Consider the following 20,682-nt stretch of genomic DNA (forward strand, 5'->3'; position numbering starts at 1 on the left):
TTATATTAACTCTATTAAACCATTATTATCTCTTAAGACTCCTTTATTCAGATTTTCATCAATAATCTGATTAAATCTATTATTGATTTTGTCACGAACTTTTTTAAAACCTAAATGTTTTGAAGCAGATTTGATTAAACTTTCCCTAGTTGATGAGAATTCCATTTTTAAAGTGTAAATAATTGCTTTTTCAATTTCTTGCTTAGAAATACGATTAATATTAGGTTTTTCACGTTTTCTAACTTTCATTTTATCAAAATCAAAACCATTAGTATAATAAAAATCGCCTAAATGAGTTACAGATGAAACAAATCTTAATTCATTATTTACAATGTTTTTGAATTTTTTAGTGGCCTTTGAACCTGTAACTTTTTTTACATTACCATAAATATCATCTATATGAATAGGTTCTTCAACTTCAATCAAAGCTTGAAGCACACCAATATAAGTATGCCCATATTTTAAGAAATCAGTGCAATATCTGTAATCTTCAAAGTAATTTTCTAATTCTTCATTAATTATATCCTCATTGGATTTAATAACTGTTTCAGGTTCAAAATTTGATTCTACTTTTTTAGCTAAATTTTTATTATCTTTATTTATTATTGCATCTTCAATGGCATCAATCAATCTTGATTTAGCATCTCGTGTTTCATGGAACCAGTCAGTTGACCAAATCCTATAGAATTTCCAACCTAAACCCTCTAAAACATTTTGCCTAAGCCTATCACGGTCTCTTGCAGACCTAGAGGAATGATATGCGGCTCCATCACATTCTATTGCAAGTATATATCTATTGCTATCTTCTTCATCTACAATAGCTAAATCTATTTTATAACCTGCACAGCCTACTTGTTTTTCTACATTGTAACCTTCATCAGTTAAGAAATTGTAGACTGATTCTTCAAATGGTGAATCAAAGTCCTCACCAGTATGATAATTTTCAGGAAATTCTCCCTTTTCTGCATAATATAAGAATGTTTTCAATGCTTCTACTCCTCTTGGAGTATTAGGAGTAGTGTTCATTTCAGAAGATTTAAAATTACTGAATACAACACATTGCATTCTTGCTCTTGTAATTAATACATTTAGCCTTCTTTCTCCACCTTCTCTGTTTAAAGGACCGAAGTTCATAGATAATTTGCCATTTAAGTCCTTACCATATCCAACACTTATCAATATTATATCTCTTTCGTCTCCTTGGATATTTTCGAGATTTTTTACGAAAAAGCCATCTTTTCCAGATTCATTGAAATATTGTTCTAATTCTGGATGTTTTCTAAGCTTATCCTCTAAAACATCTAAGACAGTGTTTCTTTGTTTAATATTGAATGTTCCAACACCAATACTTCGGGAGTTACCATATTTTCTAACAAGATCAAATGCATATTCAACAAGATTTTCTGCTTCTTTAATATTATTAGAACCAGAACCACGGTAATATTCAGTATTAGGATCATATTCAAATTTTAAACCTAAATCTTCTTTATCTTTCATTGGAGATGGGAAAACATATAGTTTATTATCATAAAATTCATTGTTTGATACATTGATTAATGATTCATGACGACTTCTATAGTGCCATTTTAGCATTTTAGTTTCCGTTGTATTTTTACAAAGGTGGAGAATACTTTCAACATCATCAGTATAATTCTCCTCTTCAGAATCATCAATATCTACTTCTTTTTCAAAGAAGCTTGTAGGAGGTAATTGTTTGGTGTCTCCCATAACAATATACTTTTTAGCCCTAAGTAGTGCTCCCATTGAATCCTCAATCTTAACCTGACTTGCTTCGTCAAAAATAACATAATCAAAATAAGACTCAAAAATTGATGGTTCTAAATATTGAGCTATTGATAAAGGACTCATCATAAAACAAGGTTTAATGGAAGAAATAACATCAAATGTCCTAGCTAAAAGTTTTCTGATAGGCATTATCTTTCTTTTTTTAGCAAATTCATGTTTCAAAACACCTAAACTGGATTGTGGACTCACGTTACTTAATAAATTAGGCCTATTTATACTTAAAATTTCTTTTACTCTGATCCTATTTGCTTTCATAACATCTTCATCTAACTGCTTAAATTTATCTATCTTTTCTTCATGCAAATAATAATTAAAGTCATCTAATATATCATTAGATGAGAATATATCTTTTAAAGCAGCTGTTGAAAAGTTATAATAGAATAAATTGATAAATAAATCTGAATTGATTTCATCAAATTTAACATAACTTATTAAATTTTCAGTATACTCATTGGAGTTTTCATCACAATATTTAATAAATTGTCTGTAATTATTTAAACCATCGATATTATCTAATAAGCTACTCATTAATGACTTAAACTCATCAATTTTAATAAACTCTTTATCACCCATGTTTGAAATCTCAGAATCCACATCAGGAATAAGGAATTTATTTTTAAAGTTTAGTTTTTGATTTAATCTATTATATAATTCCAAAATTTTATTTTTATCTATTTTTAGCCTATCAATATAACTATCTAATTTTTCAATGTCAATGTTTTCTATTAATTGAATTGTTTCATTACTGAAAAGACTGTAAATCTCTTCCCATTTTTCAAGATATTCTTGATAAGTATAGTATAGAACCCGGTTTGTACTAGCTTTTTCAGTTGATTTTGGTTTAGTTGTAGTTTCATAAATTGCAAATTCTTCAAAATCAGTTAATATGACAATAGGAATTTTAGCATTCCCCCCCATATCTTCTAGCTTGATATGCTGGACTTTGTCATCCTTAATATTTACACTAGGCTTTTTAGCTTCAAGGTACTAAATTAATTGCCCTCCCAATCTAAAAGAGTAATCTGGAGCTTTGGTTTCTTTTCCAATTGAAAGGGATTCTTCAAAAATAACTTCTTTAAAACTTGGACCTAATTTTTGTTTATTATGAACATCCCAACCCAAAGCCTCAAACATAGGATTGATAAATTCTATTTTGGCTTCTTCTTCCTTAAATGAATTTGAAGTATAAAAATCTTTATTATTTTCAAATTTAGCCACTAATTCTGCCACTATTTCTTTGCTTTTTTCAAATCCATTTTTATCAAGAATTGGGTTTAACATCAAATCACTTACCTTTTTAAGAATTACATATTTTTAAATGATTCTATCTTATCTGAGAAAACATTATAAAAGTTCACAGCCATGTCCAAATGCCATTTAATGGCTTCATCCCAGTTATCCTCATTGTTCAAGTTAATGCTTTTAATGATATTTGTATATGAAGCCTTTTTATTATCCAACCTTTCCCATCTTAATGGGAAACCTAGTTGCTCTTCAATTTCTTCCTTCTGAGAATATAAATAGTCATACAGGTCTTTATTGTCTCTAATCCATATCTGTGTTTTGATATCATTTTCCCTCGTATTGATGGTTAGAGAAATGTGTGCCAAGCTACTTCCAATAGCTAAATTGTACCAATGCTGACCTTTAGGTTTTCTGGAATTAAAAACAGCATTATAGTCCCCATCGTTATCTATCATTTCACTAAGCTGTGTCCAATAGTTTAGTTGGAGCATCTTAGTGGCACTCATTTCATCGTTGCTGCTTCTTTTAATGGTTTTTGTCCAATTGTTAGGGCTTGAAACGATTTGGAATTTAGGAGCTAACTTTGAATCGTCTATCTTCCATAATTCGATTCTGCATAAGAATATGTTTATCTCGTCATCGGTATGCTCATTCAGCCAGTCCACTGCTCTCCTATGCTCCTCACGTACATCCTTTACGACCCATATGATAGTCTTTGCGTCATGCCCTGAAGCGTAAGTGATGATTTTTCCTAAATGATCATGATTGGTTGATTCCAATTGATTTTCAATGATAATCTTGTCTTCGGTGTTAGATTCAAATGCTAAAATGTCTGTGCTGAATGTGCCAGTTTTAGCTTCAGTGGTGATTAATTCTATATCAATATCTAATTCTTTGCTTAATAATGCTAAATTTTCTTCTTTAGCTAGCCATTTAGTGAAATCTTGAGCTTCATTTTTCCAAACAAGTCTTAAATCTTTAACTTTTTCAAGTGTACCTAATTGAACCATAAGCATACCCCTTTAATATATTTTAATATATTAAGATTTATTGTTAATATTATTTAAAAATGAGCATAAAAAGTGAAAAAAAGAATAAAGAAAAAAATAGTTAGTTTTCAATCATGATGAGCTTGCCCGTATTTGAATCCTTGTAGACCTTACCAAGCTCACTGTAACCCTCACCGGAACTTGAACTTACATCAGGAGTCTCATTCAACTGCTTTCCTTGATCTATCTCTGTTACCTGCTTCATGGCATTGATAGCATCCTGCCTCTGTTCGGGATTGATATCCTCATTGAATACAATTGCCTGCATGTTCCATGAGATGACTAGAAACACCAAAAGTCCCACTGCTATTACAAGCATTGCATCCACAAGGTTTGCAACACCAGTCATTGGATCTTCCTCTTCCTCCTCAAAAGCAGTCTTTCGATTAAGCTTAACCATAAAAACATTACTCCTAAAGCTTTCCTATTTTTGTAAGGACAACATCGGTCAAGACATCAATGTTAGCAATGTACTCACTGTACCATCTGCGTCTAATCTTACTGATTACATAAGCAAGTGCACCAGCACCAATACCCACAACAGTGGTGTCAAAAGCAACAATGATAGCATTGGACAAAGTCACAATGTCACCGCTACCTAAAGCAGCAAGACCAGGACCCATAGGAATCAAAGTACCCATCAAACCTAAAGTAGGACCGATACGAGTGATAATATCAGTGTATGATAGTCTTTTCTCCAATTTCTTTTCTCTGCTGCTCACTAGTTTCTTTGCAAGCGCTATTCTTGATTCAAGGTCAAGATCAGTGCCTGTAATCTCCCTTAAGTCATTCTTCATTGAATTTGGTATTTGGGAATTGTCCACTATATTCAATATTTCCTCTTGACTGTTTGCATTTGAGATCTCATTGATTAATCTTTTCATCTCCACATTGGAAACAGTCTTCCTATGCCTGAACTCCCTAATCAATCCACCCAATAGGATAATTGCTCCTATTGCAAAGAGCAACAGAAATATTATTACAGGGATTTGAAGACTCTGGCTAACCAAATCCAAAGTAGATGTTAAAATGTTAGTGCCAACCATATAAAAATACTCCTCCTAAAAACTATACAATTTAATTAAAAAGTTGATGAATTAAAATATATGTTTCATATGAAAACTAATGTTTAATTTATCAAATCATTAAAATAATTAAAGAAATATTATAATCTTAAATTTTATAAATTGCTAATGTAGATAAAACCATTAATAAATCACAATAATCTATTAATTTTAAAATTAAAAAACAAAACTTTATCCTTTAATTTTAAAATTAAAAAATTAAAAAGGAAAGCATTTGCCAAAAAAATATACTCTAGAGGTTTATACTAAAATATGAAGCTTAAAACTATTATTTTTTGGCAAACACTCCATCATAAACAAAAATTTTAACTATTCTTCTTCCTCTTTATCCTTCTGACGCTTATATCCCACAAGCAACAATAACAGAACAGCTATGCAAATGCCTGCCAACTGAATATAGTCAATTGACTTGACTGCCAAACTGTCCTTCTCATCGATTTCATAGGCATTCTTCTTAACATCTGCATCTGCAGTGGAACTGTCTCTAGAGCCTGCAGTGGCACTTGCAGCTGCAAGGCTCAATCCGGAATCCCCTACTGCGTAATGGGTTGAATTCAAGTCTCCATGAGTTGCATTGGACCTTGAGAACCTGCTGTTCCTGCCGTTGACATCCGAATTGAAATTGAATCCATTGCCGTTTCCATTGCCGTTCCATGAATTGCCTTTTCCATTTCCATTGCCTTTGAAGCCATTGCCATTGGAATCATCAGTGGCAAAGCCAGGAGGAGAATTTGAATCTCCTGAATTGATCCAGAACAGGCTGAATCCGCTATCGCGAGGGCGTTCAAAATTCAAATACCAATCAGGCAAGTCACGCTCGGACATATGGCGATTAGGATTGGAACCATTGGTATTGTACCGGACAACATTGTTCTTGCCCTTTCCCCCTATGGCTACAGCGGAATCGCCGCCTTGACCAACAGCAGTGTTCAATATGTTATACATTACATTGGAATCACTGGTGGTGGAATCCTGCATACCATGATTCAGGCTAATTGCAATTGCACCTGGAACTGTGACATTGTTGTACTTGATTTCATACTTATGATTGCCACTAACACTTTGAGAATAGCTTATGCCGTAAATATGATCACCGGCATGCCAACCGCCAACAGTGTCGACAATTATGGTATTGTTTAGTATACGGTCATTGGAATCCTGTGCCTCAATGCCAGCAACCAAACCCCACCCATAATTGGTCGCATTACCTGTAATGTTAATGAAATTGCTGATTATGTCAATCTGAGTAGGACCATAATAATTATAGGAATAAATTCCAACATTAGGACCATTATTCACACTGTGCAAATGATTGTATGCAATCATGATATTATAAGCAGGACCTGCTACCTGAATAGGGTAAGCGGTACCCCACTGACCACTGCCACCATAAGTGAAGACGTCAATAGTGTTATTCAAGATGCAAACATTATTCAGCTTGTACAAATCCAAGGCATATAAGAAATTGGCAGTGCCCTTGCGAGTGTAGAAATCCTCAACAGTAATGTTGTTGCCGCTGATTGTAGAATTGTCACAGGCATAAATCAAGACAGTAGACAAGGTAGGATTCCGCCCTTTAGCTCCATTGATGGTAGAATAGACATTATTATCTATAAGCTGCATATTGTCACAGCCTTCGGCAGCCAAAGCTGAAACTTTGTCCATCTTCACGCCCATGCTAATGCCAGCGCCCCAACTAACATCACACAAAGGCAAAACAACACTGATATTGTTGCCGCTCACCAATGCATCATAACAATAATTCAGATAAACAGCATAATTAAAACCCATATTCTCCGCTTGGCCAATGAAATTAACAGTATTGTTTATCAGATTAAGACCAATATTGTCATTGGCATAGATTCCGTAATTGGTGCTCTTTGGACAGAAATAATTAAGAGTGTTGTTAAAGACTGTGATATTGTCCCAAGCTATATAAATGCCAGCATTCTTATTTTTATCAATTGTCTTATCCACAGTAAAATTAAAATTGGCTAAAACAACCCTTGATGCATTCAGGCAAAACACGGTATTGATAAAGTTGGAATTATTGGAAATGACAGTAGTGTTCTCCTTATCTATTGTGAATACCCCCTTATTATCAAAAATGCCATCAAAGAAAAGAATTGAACCAGCAAACTCATCCCTTAAAACACCTTTACTGTCAAAATAACGAGTATAGTTATCAGAATTCACACAATAAGTCGGATTGGCATCAGTCTCATTATCCTCTTTTAGAACATTCTTTTCAGATTTAATATTATAATCATTTGCAAAAGAATCATCAGCAGACAGCAATTCATTCTGAGAGCTTAAGTCGTTAGCCTTATCAATAATTTCAGCGTTTAAGCTCTCCTGTTCGAGTTCAGAAGAAGAATAGGATTCAGTAATCTGATCAACGGAAGAACCTTCTATTGAATCAGCAATACCACTATCATTTAAAGCAGAACAGGTATCCGCATCCAAGGCGGAAACAAAATTCATGCCTAAAATAAAAACAAATATTGAAAGAAACAATAACAATTGATATTTTAATCTCAAAACAAATCCCACCTTCTAAATTACAAAAAATCATATAATAAAATAAACAAACTAAAGAAAACCATTAATTCATCCATTTTATTTATTCACCACAACAAACACGAATCCGTTTAATACTCAACATTGTAGTGAATAAATAAAATAAAAGAATAGGATTTAAAAAAATCCTATTTGGATTTAATCTTAATAACTTTGCTAACGCCCTTATACCACTTGTCTCCCTTAAACACTATCTTTGATTTATAGGTGCCCTTTTTGGACAACTTAGTGATCTTGAAAGTTGCAACACCCTTCTTGTTAGTTGTTGCCTTGTAAGTCTTGCTGTTGACTTTTATAGTGATCTTTTTGCCTTTTAAAGCCCTGTTTTTAGAATCCTTTAAAGTGACGGCAAACTTTTTGGCTTTTGCCTTAACTTTAAATGTCTTGGCCTTGGCAACTAACTTGGTCACGCCTTTAGAGATTACAATCTTAGCAGATGCAGAAGAAGCCTTATAAAGGTCATCTCCATTAAAGCTAATGGCAGCAGTATAAGTTTTAGGAACAAGGGTTGCAACATTGAGACTTACTTGACCTTTATTGTTGGTTGTCAATGTCTTTCTGATTGAACCGACTTTGACAGTCACTTTCTTGTTTACCAATGCTTTTCCATTTGCATCCTTTAAGGTGATAACAATCTTTTTGGCAACATTGTAAACTGCACTTACCTTAGGCGCTATAAGCTTAGTGGCAATTTTAATAGGTAGAATTTCAGAATCATTAGTGCCGTTGTCACTAGTTTCCATGAAACTGAATGTCTTATTGACTGAAGCTGGAGTGTAACCTTCATACTCATCGCCAGGATAGGAAATCTCAAAACTGTACTTGCCTACAAAATTACTCAAAACTATTTTACCATTCTCGTTTGTATACTCATAAGAGACTCTGCCGTTGGTGACGACCTCTATCTCCACATCAACCAATGGATTGTTGGATTCATCGGTTAATGTGATTATCAGACTGTTGCCGCTTGCAACAACATTCAAACTGGTATTGATGACTGGCCTGTCTGCAGTAGAGTTTATGTAAAATGGAGCAACTACTGGAATATCTGGACTTGTTGGGAAATCAGAAATGCACTTGGAAATCACGATATTGCTTGCTTGGCGAGCCTTGACAATCCCATTTGTGTCACAATTGCCGAATGTGGAATTATAGATGTACACTCCATCCACGCGACCGTAGTTATCAACATTTCCTCCATAGGAATCAACAATGGCATCAGAACTTACATTATCAAACAGGCAATTATTGAAAATAAACTTGCTGCATTCAAAATTTGTAATCATTGAAGTTGTTTCATATTCATATACCGGATAAACGAATCCGCCATACATGGTAACATTATAATATTCTACATTTGAATCATAAGTGTAGTTTAAGAATTTGCAGTTTTCGAAAGTTGCAGTGCAAACATCAGTCACACCATCCCGGTTAGGTTGAGCATGCTGATACCACCCGGAAACTAAGGAAGTGTTGATGAAAGTGCAATTGATAAAATTGAAATCACGGCCATCACAAGAAATGCCATAATGGATTAATCTATCAGTATATATTCCATCATTGAGTTCTGGAAAACTAGCCTCTCCTACGGAAGGAACTTCAAAAGTCACATTGATGAAAGTCAATGTTTGATTAAAGTTAACATACCACCCATCAAACCAAAATGAATTAATTACTGTTCCTTCCTGACCGACAACATTATAATTTGTATTGTATTCCTGACCTCCATTAGGAACTCCATAGTTGCCTTCAGACAAATGAATAGTGCCATTGACAGCCACTTTATCAAATGTATAATAATCAAAGCTTTTGTATGCAGTCTCAGGACTTAATCCATCACCGCTTTCTTCCTTACTGTTGTTTATATAAATCTCTGAAGGCTTTTCATCATCTTCTGCAATTTCAGAATCACTGTCATCAAATAAGATGTCATCATCAATGTTTTCCATGATTTCAGAATCTCTGATACCTAATGAATCATCATCAAAATCTCCCAAATCATCACTATACATTAATTCAGCCATATTATCCGATGCAGATACTGTGCCGATAAAGCAGAATAAAAGTAGACCCACTAATAAAATCTTCATTCCATTATTTTTCATTATTCCTCACCCTCAATATATTAGCAAATGAACTTATGTAAATTTTCAGTTTATCAGAAAAAATTACATTTTTAGTAAATTCATATTATAACATTTAAGTTATTAATAAACGTTTTTTAAATAATTTATTTATTATTCCAATCCACTCACGAGATTAAAATAAGAAATAAATTATCAGCAACCCTAATCTTTCTTTGAACTAACTGAAAAAAATAAAAAAATAATAGAGAAAAATGTTGATTTTTCCCTATTTCTTAACGGTTATTTTTACTTTTTTGCTTAATGCTTTGTAGTATTTGCTTCCTGCAAACTTGACAGTTGCAGTGTATTTGCCTTTTTTGGTTAATTTAGTGATTTTGAAGGTTGCTTTACCTTTGCTGTTTGTGGTTGCTTTGTAGGTTTTTTTGCCTACTTTCAAGGTAAGCTTGACCTTTTTCATTACTTTACCTTTGTTGTTTTTAAGGGTAACTGTGTATTTTTTGGTTTTGACTTTAACCTTAAAGGTTTTTGCTTTTGCAGTGATCTTAGGTTTTGCTTTGCTTACAACTACTTTAGGGCTTACGCTGGAAGCAAGGTAATCGTTGTCTCCTGCAAACTTGACAGTAGCAGTGTATGTCTTAGGAACAAGGGTAGCGACATTGAGACTTACTTGACCTTTAGCATTAGTAGTCAAGGTTTTGCTGATAGTGCCTACTTTTACAGTAACTTTCTTGTTTGCTAAAGCTTTGCCATCAGCAGTGAGGGTAATGACTAATTTTTTAGCAACATTATATGTAGCGGTTACTTTAGCTGCAGCAAGTTTTGTAGCAACTTTAGTAGGAGGAACAGGAGTGTCAGGTTCACTTGCTTTGGTGACAGTTACTGTTACAAGTTTGGTTGATTCCTTGTAATTGGTTTCATCGCCAGCAAAGTATAATGTGTATTCATGGACACCTTCAGCATCATAGCTGATAGGAATAGTGGCTACCCCTCCTTCTACAGTAGTTACAGTGCTGTTTACTCCGTCAACACTGACAGTGATCTCTTTGCCTACAAGAGCATTTCCATCAGCATCTTTAAGGGTGACAGTTAAGTTTGCAGCAACATTGACTTCAACAGTCAAATCGTCAGCACCAATGACAGTTTCAGCTTTTTCAGTGCTGTTGACATAATCGCGATCACCTTCAGTTACAATGCCATAACTTTCTACACCAGTACAACCTTCAATGGCATATCTTTCACCAAAGGCACTGCCAGTAGCAACATCCACAATACCTTTAACATTCACATTATTGAAGACACAATCCTTGAAATTAATTCCATCTTCCAATATAAATTCACCAGTATTGTTTACAATGGAATTAGCAGTAACATTCTCAAAGCGACAATTATTGAAGTTAACTTGAGAAGTGGTGAACGCTTCTAAAATACTGCCTTCAGTATTATAATTTACAAAGTCACAATCAGTGAAATTAATAACACAGGTCTTTTCAGTGTAATAGATACTTGGGGAACCATCACCTATAATAAAGTAATTATATATGTCTTTATCAGTAGTTATATTAGAATTGATGAAAGTACAATTAATGAAAACTTTATCTCCTCTTAAATTAACATTTGGATTTTTGAAAGTGATGTTAATATAAGTAGTTACAAAAGTTTCAGTTTTACCATAATTATTTGGGAAAGTTTTACAATCAGGACTTGAAAAATCTCTTTGTTCAAAAATTGTGGCATCCTTATTTAACCCTATAATAGTGTAGTTCGCATCAACACTACCACCAAACATACTATAAACACCATCAGCCACATAGATTATACCCTCATTAAGGATATGTTGTATTGCATAATTTAAAGCCCTATTACCACCATATGCATTTTCCCAACTACTACCATCCACATTAGCACTACTATAACTATTAGAAGAACTTACATTGACATAAATTACACTATGGTTTAAACTATCACCAAGAACAGGGACTGTCCGGAATCTCCTTCAACAATTTCTTCAAGAGCAGGCTCCTCATCCACAGAAGCCTCCAATTCAACATCATCATTCTCTTCTTGAGCAGACGCAGACTCAACCACAGCCGGCTCAACTTCATCGTCTATAGATTCGACTGAATCGCTTACATCTTCGGAAACCGCATCAACTGCAACAGCATCAGCGCTCGCATCCACAACATCCGTGGACACATCCTCTGCCGCACTAGCAGCTCCGATTATACAAAATATAAGTATTAAACATATGCATATCTTTTTAAAACTCATATTATCACAAAATTATAATTTTTTTATTTTCAAAATTCCTCACTTTTCCATCAGGAAAGGTAGAAAAGAATATCCAGAAAATTTCTTCAATAAGTCCTATAGGTTCTCATGATTTTTATGTTTCTTTGGTAAAGACATGAAAAATCCTAATGAGACTTACTGAAAAATGGGAAAAACATCTGTTTTTCCTAAATCCATTCAAATAATCTTGATAAAAAAATAAGTTCTTATCAAGCTAGATTGGTGACTACTCAAATGAATTTTACATTTATTATATATAAATATATACTTATATAAAGTTTGCTGAATTAAGTTCGGTCAAAAAATTTTTTGATATAAAAAGCCATTTTAATGCTTAATCCAAATAACTGTTTTTTTTTTCGAATATAACTATTAAAATCTAGTTTTAAATTAAACAACTAAAGAATTTCCCTTAAAAATAAAAATAAGTCCAATTTAACTGTTTAAAATTTCACTAAAAAATGCTTTTTCTATGATCATCATACAATGCAGCTGTTTCAAATAAATTATGTTTCTTTACCAAAAACACATAAAAATCTATAAAAAACATATTCTACTTTTCCACCTTATACTCCATTCCATCTAGAGTGAAATTGATGATGATATTTATCACCTGGTTCTCAATGACAGTATTCGTATCCTCTTCTTTATCAAAATTTTCATACTTTTCTATCCATTCATCGAATACCATGACATTGTGCATTGCTGAAATGTAGATTTCCTTCAACTTTTTAGGATTGGTCTTGATGTAGGCTTCATGGACCTTGGTCTTTGCCCTTCCCTGCAAGGCATCGATATAGTCAGCGCTTAAACCTATATTGCTTGCATGGTACTTTCTTAGGGCATGGGACCTGAAGAACCTGTATTTTCCAACAAAGCCGAACCCCAGCTTGTCATTTACCTTCTTGAAGTTATATATCAGTGAGCTGTCAGTGAAGTCAAACAGCTTGTCTTCCAAAGAGAGACTACCTCTGGAAAGCAAACACTTGACAATATGGCAAGTGGCTTCAGGAGAGCAGAATGCATGATAGAACTTTTTCGTCTTGACTCTTTTCAGATAAAATGTAGGGACAGCTTCCCTGCGATTTTCCAAGGAATGCAAGACATCGTCAATGGCCCCTCCATCGTGATAATCCTCTGTTGCCTTTATGAAATCACCGACAGTCAAGGACAATGTTTCCGCCTTGGCGCATCCGCTGCCGGACATGAAAAGAATCACTGCCTTGAAATCAAGACTGGAAATCTCACAAGCTCGCCTAATGTCACGCTTTGTTGGCAAGTCACCATAGGATGAGAGATATTCCTCATTCAAGCTGATGTCATTCAAATAGGGCAATTCAACTTCAAAGTGCCTGTAGAAAGTCTTGATTCTGGAAAGATAGGTTCGGACAGTGCCAATAGACAAATCTGAACCCAATAAAAAAGCTCTAAAATCCATCAATCTCCTCTTGATACGTCTATCTTTAAGTGGAATGCCTCTTTCTTCATCCTCAATTGCCTCACCAATCAAATCATCCATAGCAATTTTATGAAAAGATTCATACTTCAAAATAGCAGACTTATAAGATATGATTGTACTATTTTTAATATTACGGTCACTACAAAAAACCTCAAGCAAATCATTCATTAACATATTATTTAATTAAGAAAAATAAAATTAAAAAGATTAAAAGGATAGGAAAAATGACATTGTTTAGTGCTTTTTTTAAATAATTTGTTTTAAAATAAAATTAAAAAAAGATGATTATTTCTAATTGTTACAAATTAAACTATTAGTTTTCAGATTGTTCAAAGTCATAATCACATTCTATTCCAAAATGATTATAGATAGGAACAAATAAATTATGCACTTCAGACCCTACTTGATTTTTATCTTCAATTATAACTCCTGCAGGATCAAGAGTGTCTCTTTCAGCATCTTGAAGCATAGATAAATTAAGTGGACCTTTCGCTATTTTTCGACCTTTTACATTAGTAAAAGTTACAAAAAAAACAACTGGGCACAAAATATCTAATTCTTCATACAATTCCAAGCATCCATTTACAAATTCTTCAAACCTTTCTTTAAAATTATCCACATAAACATCCCCCTTATCTTCGTCACGAATTGCTTCAAAAATGCCATTTCTAAATAATCTTATTTTGAATGGATATCGGCTACTACTATACAAACCTTCAAAATCAGAAGAATAAAATCCGCCTAAAAATTGTTTATTTCGAAGAGCAACTCTAGCTTTTTTTAAATCAATACGTGATTTTGAAAATGAATCGAAAGGCACTGCATGAAAAATAACTTTATAATTATCATTAATTTTAGAATTCCAAAATGAAAATCTTTCATTCCTATAACTGTTAATTTTTTCTTGTAGATTATTACTAAAATCAAACATGCTTTTTATCTCCTCAAATTCCATTGGATCAGTGCTACCATCTCTCCTAATGTAAAATGATCTATTTTTTCCATTATTTTTCTTTATACAATGAGGAGCATTCCAACTCTTAGGAACTTTAATCAATATTACAACCTTATCCTCACTTATCTTTTTTTCTCTTATTTTAACATCCACTCTTGGTTCAATATTAGTCCCAATTATACTCAATATGCTTCTTTTTTTCTCATCCCAATTAGTGCCATTTAATGAGATGCCCTTAATTTCAGTAGGCTTTTTATTTTCATCTTCTTCAAGACCATATATAAATAAACCACCACTAGCATTAGCAAAACCACAGACTGTTTTATTAATATTTTCTTTTTCTTTATCTCCATGCATTTCGCCTTTATATTCTAAATTTTTACTTTCAGGTATTTTATATTTAATTAAATCACTTATATCTTGTAAATTAATATTATCTATAGATTTTTTGTCTAAACTCATCTTATTTCCACCATACTCGTTTTTAAATTTCAATGAAGTATCCTCCATTATATCAAAGATTAAATGCAGTTGTAATCCAATACCTATTCTTTAAATATTAATTTAATATAAAACAACCTATTTAAATTTAATGGAGAAATATATGCATTGAGTTACCCATAAAATTGTATCTGGAAAAATATCTTAAATATTAGATTTTCGACTAAATAATCAATCGATTCATCTAATAAAAACATAATTTAACACACAAATGGAAAACTATGAATTCAAAAATTAAAATTAAAATTAAAACTATTTTTAGTTATAAATCTTGTAAATTGACTTCAATCATCTAAAAACAATTACTTTTCAGAATCTTTAGCAGACTCATCCACACAATACGCAATAATTTATCACCATTATCTAATGTTAGCTAGATTATAGCCTACACTAATGACTCTTAACTTAGATGACTCTCTTTTAAAATCTTCCTATTACCATCTCTTTTGAAATTTGTAAAACTCATTTTTAGAGAGTATAAATCCAAAAATGGATTCATTTAATCTTTAAAATCATTCTTTATCCAATCATTAAATTCAGTCATAATCACATCCCCAGAATAACAATTACCATAATTTGATATGTTAAAACTAAAATATTTCTCCACATCTTTATGAACATCATGTAAATTTTTATAAAATACAGATGACATAACAATATTCTCAAATCCATATGTATTTGCAATTGATGAAAAATTTGATGCATCAATAATTGAGCTCCCAATCCAAATTTTATCATTGATTCCTACGTGTTTTCTTCCTGCCTTAACCACGAGAGTTTGAGAGGCTCCTAACCCAATACCTGCTTTAAAAGTTGGCAAATTATGATTTACCAATAATTTATTTAACATTTTTATATATGTATTGCAATATGCAGCTTTCAGATATAAATCATAAAAATCATTTTTATCAGGGACAGTGTAAATTGCATAAACACAATCCCCTCTTATACCAATATCTCTTATATTATAATTCTCCCTTAATATTTCTATCAATTCTGAGGAAAAAGACTTAATTATTTTAGATATGTTTTTGTTATTTTCATTTTTAAATAAAAAAGAAGAGTTTCTAATATCAATAAAAATACTGCCTATCCATGAGTAATATGCATTATCAAATGTTAATTCTTCTGATTTGGGTAAACGATTATTTTCTTTAACTTCTAAATCATTTCTTAAAATCTCTTCTACTCTCTTTTTTCCTTCTTTATAATCATACATTAAAAGATCACCCTATCTTTAATAATGTCATTAGAATTATTATTAATACAAAGCTTATAGCGAATAATCTTAATGACCATTTTACAATGCAATATTTTTTAGTTGCAACTTTCGCTAATTGATAAATCTGTGCACTTAATTGTTCATCAAAGTTCCCATCACTCTCTTTTAACTCACTAAAATAATCATTTTCATTTTCAAAATTATCATTTATTGATTTATAATAAATTACATTCTTCTTATCAACTGTATCTGTTTTACTAGTTCTTGGACATAAACAACAAACAGAAAGCAATAAAGAAATAGATAATAAGAATATGGAAATGCCATATAAAATTTTAACAATATTATAATTGCTTAAACTAACTATTTCATCAGTAAGTTTAAAAAGAATATTAAAAATGACTCCAATAATAGCTATAAAAGCTATTGCTTTTGTATCTGCAAATTTTATCCATTCTTTATTAACTTCATAAATTTTCCATAACTTTTCAATCATACCTGCCCTCCAAATTATGTAATCTATATATTTCCATACCCTTATGGAGATTTGCTTGTTTAAGCTTTCTAGAATTAATTTTCAATTTTTTCATCCGAGATTTCCATTTTTTATGAGCCAAATCTACAACATTAGACCCTAAAATAATATCATTAGAGTTAGCAAATTTTTGCAGTTTTTTGGTTGCATTGAGATTATAACCATTTAATTCAATAGTTTCCCCTATATTTTTAACATAAACCTCACCATAATTTAAAGAAATCCGGAATTCTAATTGAGGAAGAGTCTTTTTTTCTAAAAATTTATTTAGATAATCTACAATGAAGATTCTTATATAATCAGAACATAAAATAGAATCATCAACTTTGTTTAATAAATTAGTTGGCTCAAAAAATGCTATTAAACCATCCCCTTCAAATTTGAATATATTACCGCCCATCATCCGAATAATAATTGCTATTTCATTTAAAAATAAATTAGGCACTATGCTGTATAATTCAGAAGATAACTTTAAACTCAATTCTGTAGATTTTACCATATCAATTGATAAAAATACAAACGAAGCTTTACTATCCGCATATTCCTTTAAAACAGCACCATCTGTAGAAAAATTATAAATTAGCTTATCATTCTCAAAATAGCAATCTAATAAAGTATAACGTTTTTCCAAAAATTCCGTGATGTTTTCAATTTTAGGAGTTGGAGCTAATATGGGTGATCCAACTAATGAGTTAACCCCTTGTTCAAATTCTTCATTAGGTATAAATAGTTGTTTCTCTTCACTCCAAAATCCCACTACTCCCTCTCGTTCGCATGGCACAAATCCATCCAAAGGGATGGATGCTTCGAATTGTAGATTTCCATCCTCATCAGAATACTTTTGGATATCACAATCCAACCTTAAATTATGAGGGTAAATCTCTTGAAATTTTTCTTTATCCACAAAAATACCTCTTATAAAATGAATGAATTGAAGATATGACTTCAAAACTTGGAAGAAATTTCATATATTCTTAAGATTCAATCTAACTACTGAATCATTTTGTAATCAGTTATTTAACAGAAGCATTGCAAAATATTGCAGGAAATAGGACATCATCCCAATTTAAATCAAAAAAGTAAAAAGAAGAGGAAGAGATTTCATTACAAGTATATCATGTTTATTCCGTTTATCTTGTCAAAATCACCGTCAAAGCTAAGGATGTTTGTTACATTGTGCTTCTGCATCGTATGCAGAATGGTGCAGTCGCTGTAATTGACACTATGGTTGTACTGTTTCCACAGCTTGAAGGAATCATCGAAATCCTGCTTGCTCAGATAATCAATGTTGTCCATGCCATAGAGCAAGTCGATTATCTCCTGCCTTTTTGAATCATACCTTTTCTTGTTCAGGTTGTTCAACATTTCTACAAGGACAGTCGAATTGATCAGTGTGCTTTCATTTTCAATCAAACCCAATAGGGTCAATGCTTCATGATGCTTTTTCGCCTTATCGTTCATCAGGGCAATCAGGTAACAGGTGTCAACAAAAATCATCTACAAACCTCTGTATGTCTCTTTTTTCTCTTTCACTTCATCGATTTCGGAACTGTTGTTAATAAGATTTGCAAACTTTCTAAGATTGTTTCCTTCAGGCTTGTCATGAGCCAGCAATCCATCTATTTCATCAAGGGACAGATTGGATGGCTTGTTGTTCCTCAATCCTTCGAGGATATATTGATTTGCCAGTTCCAATTGGCTTTTGCCTGTTTCCGCACTTCTCAATTTCAATTGCTTCTGAATTTCCTTGTCCAGTCTTATTGTAGTCAACATACGCATTTCACCTCTACAATGTAATATATTTGTATACTTGTATATAAAAGTAACTATTTGTATACACACTAAAAGCCAATTTCCTCAAACTGTATATTATTATGAAATGGATCTTTAAAAGTATTACAAATTTGTTGAAAATCCTCTCAGCACCCGAACTCCTACCGAACTATTTTTGAGAAAACTGATGAAAACTTATGACTAAAAGTATTATGATATTTTTGAAATTTGCTCTCAGACCTGAACTACACCTGAGCTACACCTGAATGATTTTATAAAATCTTATAAAAAAAGTATTACTAATTTTTTGAAAATCAGTCTAAGACCTGAACAACTACTGAGTTCCTACTGAGTGATTTTTGAAATTTCAGGGTTGAAAAAATTCAAAAAGTATTACTCCTCGAAAGACAAGTAATACTTATTCGACCAAACGAACGGCATACACAACTTTTTTCAATGCCCAACAGATCACCAAAGAGAAGAAGAGAGAACAATATCTCGTTTTGGAGAGAACGGGTTTCCTCAGATAGCTAAACGCTGAACCTTTCTTTCCCTTATTTTATTGGTATTTTTGCTTCTTTTTTAGGAAAAAAGTATTACTGAGTAATACTTTTTGAAATACCACCATTACAAGTGTAAAATCACATTCAGAGAGTCGGTGAGTGATTTTTGCCATCGTTCAATGAAAGCGACTGCACAGACTTTTTCACTTGTAATGCCACCTACCCAATTTTCACCACCAAAATTTCAGAAATTTTTCATGGAGCAGTCTACGGTTGCAGTAACCTATGACACGATTCCTCATCGACCGTCGCTCCACCCATCTATGACCTTTTCTTACCAACTCCTTTTTCAGATACCCAATCGCTCCATTGAGCACAGGTCTTCTGAAGGTTTTTTAACTCCTTTGGTCTAAATTACCCATTTACTACCGATAATTTACCAATTTAGACCATTTCCGTTAATTTTATTTTCAAATATCACACGAGAACGAACTTTTTCAGAGAGTCCACTATCCTACCCCTTGACTCCCTGAATGAATGGCATCTCACTATTCTTCATAAACCTGTGTTCTCACACGAGACGGAACCCTGATTTCGTGGGTGAATCCTTAAAGGAATGCCATGAGATTCATATGGTTATGATTATCACCTGTTAAATCTCACAACAGGTTCCTTATATCTCATGTCGACCCTACGAACTTCCGACTTTTACCCAAATACATAGATAGTGATTCATAAAAAAAGAGGAACTTCGTAAAGTCCCTCTAAAAACACCTGTGCTCTATTGGTCGCTGACAATGACAAAAGCGTCCTCCAAGAGTTCCCGTTCTTCGTCGGTGAACTCGAAGTCTCTGGTTCTGAGCTTCGTGTACAGCAACGCGATGGCTCTGTCAATGACGCTCTCGTGTTCCTCTCCCACTTCGGAATACTCCAATTCCTGAGCAGTAAGGAAGAACCGTTCCTCAATGGTGAATCCGACATCTCTCACGGTTACCACCAAGTTATCCTAATGACATATTCTATGAGATTGGCGAAATACCTGTCTTCCCTGCAATCGTAGTCAATCTCATTGGACTTCAGCCATCTCTTTATTCTCTCGTACACCTTTTCGTCTGTCAGGACGATTTCCATTGCGACATCGTCAAACTCAATTCTGTCAATGTTTTCGCACTTGACCTCGTCAATTTCCAAATACATAATCAATCTCTCCTGTTCTCTCACCAAAACAATAAAATAAAATGGTAGAGACTGTTAGAAGTCCCTACAGATAATTTCTCTCTTCTGCTCCTCTGTTATGCTTCCGTCTGCAATGCAGGTCTCCAAGTACAACAGATAATCGACTTGATCAAAGGTTAATCCACCTTCTGCAAGTATCATCTCAATTTCCTCACCGAGTTCCTTCAAACTTAGTTTCATCATCTAAATCTCCTCCGTTCAATCATTCCTCAATCAATACTGCACCGTTCTTCAGTGCGAAATCACGTGCTTCATTGCGAGATGAGAATCTGTATTTGACTACAAAACTCAATCCGACTGAATCGTAGACCTCTCTCCTTGCAGTCAGGTCATCATAAAGATACAACAAATCCATCA

20 protein-coding genes are annotated in these 20,682 nt (G+C 33.0%); 1 reads left to right on the top strand and 19 read right to left on the bottom strand.

Annotated features, from left to right (window positions below; genetic code table 11):
- The 16 genes from QZV12_RS04855 to QZV12_RS04930 form a co-directional block, all read right to left on the bottom strand.
- On the bottom strand, positions 1-2,724 hold the full coding sequence (locus QZV12_RS04855) for an AAA domain-containing protein (RefSeq protein WP_295618074.1): 2,724 nt from the start codon (positions 2,722-2,724) through the stop codon (positions 1-3).
- 69 nt (positions 2,725-2,793) lie between these two features.
- On the bottom strand, positions 2,794-3,087 hold the full coding sequence (locus QZV12_RS04860) for a hypothetical protein (protein WP_295618107.1): 294 nt from the start codon (positions 3,085-3,087) through the stop codon (positions 2,794-2,796).
- Between the two features lie 23 nt (positions 3,088-3,110).
- Positions 3,111-4,061, bottom strand: a complete 951-nt coding sequence (locus tag QZV12_RS04865) for a DUF4268 domain-containing protein (RefSeq protein ID WP_295618110.1) — start codon at positions 4,059-4,061, stop codon at positions 3,111-3,113.
- 100 nt (positions 4,062-4,161) lie between these two features.
- Entirely contained in the window at positions 4,162-4,500 is a 339-nt protein-coding gene (locus QZV12_RS04870) for a DUF2149 domain-containing protein (protein WP_295618113.1), read from the bottom strand.
- A gap of 13 nt (positions 4,501-4,513) precedes the next feature.
- Positions 4,514-5,146 carry a MotA/TolQ/ExbB proton channel family protein gene (locus tag QZV12_RS04875; protein WP_295618116.1) on the bottom strand — a complete coding sequence of 211 codons (633 nt, stop codon included), beginning with the start codon at positions 5,144-5,146 and terminating at the stop codon, positions 4,514-4,516.
- A gap of 348 nt (positions 5,147-5,494) precedes the next feature.
- Positions 5,495-7,669, bottom strand: coding sequence for a hypothetical protein (locus tag QZV12_RS04880; RefSeq protein ID WP_295618119.1), 2,175 nt, complete (start codon positions 7,667-7,669; stop codon positions 5,495-5,497).
- Positions 7,670-7,893: 224 nt separating this feature from the next.
- A complete protein-coding gene (locus QZV12_RS04885) occupies positions 7,894-9,870 on the bottom strand; it encodes an Ig-like domain-containing protein (protein WP_295618121.1) in 1,977 nt (658 codons plus the stop codon).
- A gap of 247 nt (positions 9,871-10,117) precedes the next feature.
- Positions 10,118-11,749: an Ig-like domain-containing protein gene (locus QZV12_RS04890; protein WP_295618124.1), complete on the bottom strand. Its 1,632-nt coding sequence runs from the start codon at positions 11,747-11,749 to the stop codon at positions 10,118-10,120.
- Between the two features lie 56 nt (positions 11,750-11,805).
- Positions 11,806-11,937: a hypothetical protein gene (locus QZV12_RS04895; RefSeq protein WP_295618132.1), complete on the bottom strand. Its 132-nt coding sequence runs from the start codon at positions 11,935-11,937 to the stop codon at positions 11,806-11,808.
- A gap of 757 nt (positions 11,938-12,694) precedes the next feature.
- Positions 12,695-13,690 carry an integrase gene (locus QZV12_RS04900; protein ID WP_295618134.1) on the bottom strand — a complete coding sequence of 332 codons (996 nt, stop codon included), beginning with the start codon at positions 13,688-13,690 and terminating at the stop codon, positions 12,695-12,697.
- A gap of 223 nt (positions 13,691-13,913) precedes the next feature.
- Complete coding sequence (locus QZV12_RS04905) at positions 13,914-15,065, bottom strand: helix-turn-helix domain-containing protein (protein WP_295618137.1); 1,152 nt, start codon at positions 15,063-15,065, stop codon at positions 13,914-13,916.
- A gap of 490 nt (positions 15,066-15,555) precedes the next feature.
- Positions 15,556-16,275, bottom strand: a complete 720-nt coding sequence (locus QZV12_RS04910; RefSeq protein ID WP_295618140.1) for a hypothetical protein — start codon at positions 16,273-16,275, stop codon at positions 15,556-15,558.
- A 7-nt stretch (positions 16,276-16,282) separates the two neighbouring features.
- Positions 16,283-16,774 (bottom strand): Pycsar system effector family protein, encoded by a 492-nt coding sequence (locus QZV12_RS04915; RefSeq protein ID WP_295618143.1) that lies wholly within the window; start codon positions 16,772-16,774, stop codon positions 16,283-16,285.
- On the bottom strand, positions 16,767-17,717 hold the full coding sequence (locus tag QZV12_RS04920; protein WP_295618146.1) for an adenylate/guanylate cyclase domain-containing protein: 951 nt from the start codon (positions 17,715-17,717) through the stop codon (positions 16,767-16,769). Before QZV12_RS04920 ends, QZV12_RS04915 begins: the two co-directional genes overlap by 8 nt.
- Positions 17,718-17,917: 200 nt before the next feature.
- Positions 17,918-18,310, bottom strand: a complete 393-nt coding sequence (locus tag QZV12_RS13665; protein WP_366925538.1) for a type II toxin-antitoxin system VapC family toxin — start codon at positions 18,308-18,310, stop codon at positions 17,918-17,920.
- Positions 18,311-18,586: a hypothetical protein gene (locus QZV12_RS04930; protein ID WP_295618150.1), complete on the bottom strand. Its 276-nt coding sequence runs from the start codon at positions 18,584-18,586 to the stop codon at positions 18,311-18,313.
- A gap of 669 nt (positions 18,587-19,255) precedes the next feature.
- Between QZV12_RS04930 and QZV12_RS04935 the strand changes: the two genes are divergently transcribed.
- Positions 19,256-19,378 carry a hypothetical protein gene (locus QZV12_RS04935; RefSeq protein ID WP_295618153.1) on the top strand — a complete coding sequence of 41 codons (123 nt, stop codon included), beginning with the start codon at positions 19,256-19,258 and terminating at the stop codon, positions 19,376-19,378.
- A 492-nt stretch (positions 19,379-19,870) separates the two neighbouring features.
- On the opposite strand, the gene QZV12_RS04940 is transcribed toward QZV12_RS04935, so the two are convergent.
- The 3 genes from QZV12_RS04940 to QZV12_RS04950 form a co-directional block, all read right to left on the bottom strand.
- The gene (locus QZV12_RS04940) at positions 19,871-20,077 is read right to left on the bottom strand and encodes a hypothetical protein (RefSeq protein ID WP_048812362.1); all 207 of its coding nucleotides are present in this window, start codon (positions 20,075-20,077) and stop codon (positions 19,871-19,873) included.
- A 263-nt stretch (positions 20,078-20,340) separates the two neighbouring features.
- The gene (locus QZV12_RS04945; protein WP_012955110.1) at positions 20,341-20,508 is read right to left on the bottom strand and encodes a hypothetical protein; all 168 of its coding nucleotides are present in this window, start codon (positions 20,506-20,508) and stop codon (positions 20,341-20,343) included.
- Positions 20,509-20,527: 19 nt separating this feature from the next.
- Positions 20,528-20,680: a hypothetical protein gene (locus QZV12_RS04950; protein WP_295618159.1), complete on the bottom strand. Its 153-nt coding sequence runs from the start codon at positions 20,678-20,680 to the stop codon at positions 20,528-20,530.
- Positions 20,681-20,682 lie beyond the last annotated feature (2 nt).

The sequence above is a fragment of the uncultured Methanobrevibacter sp. genome (genome assembly GCF_902769175.1).
Taxonomy (GTDB): Archaea; Methanobacteriota; Methanobacteria; order Methanobacteriales; family Methanobacteriaceae; genus Methanobrevibacter.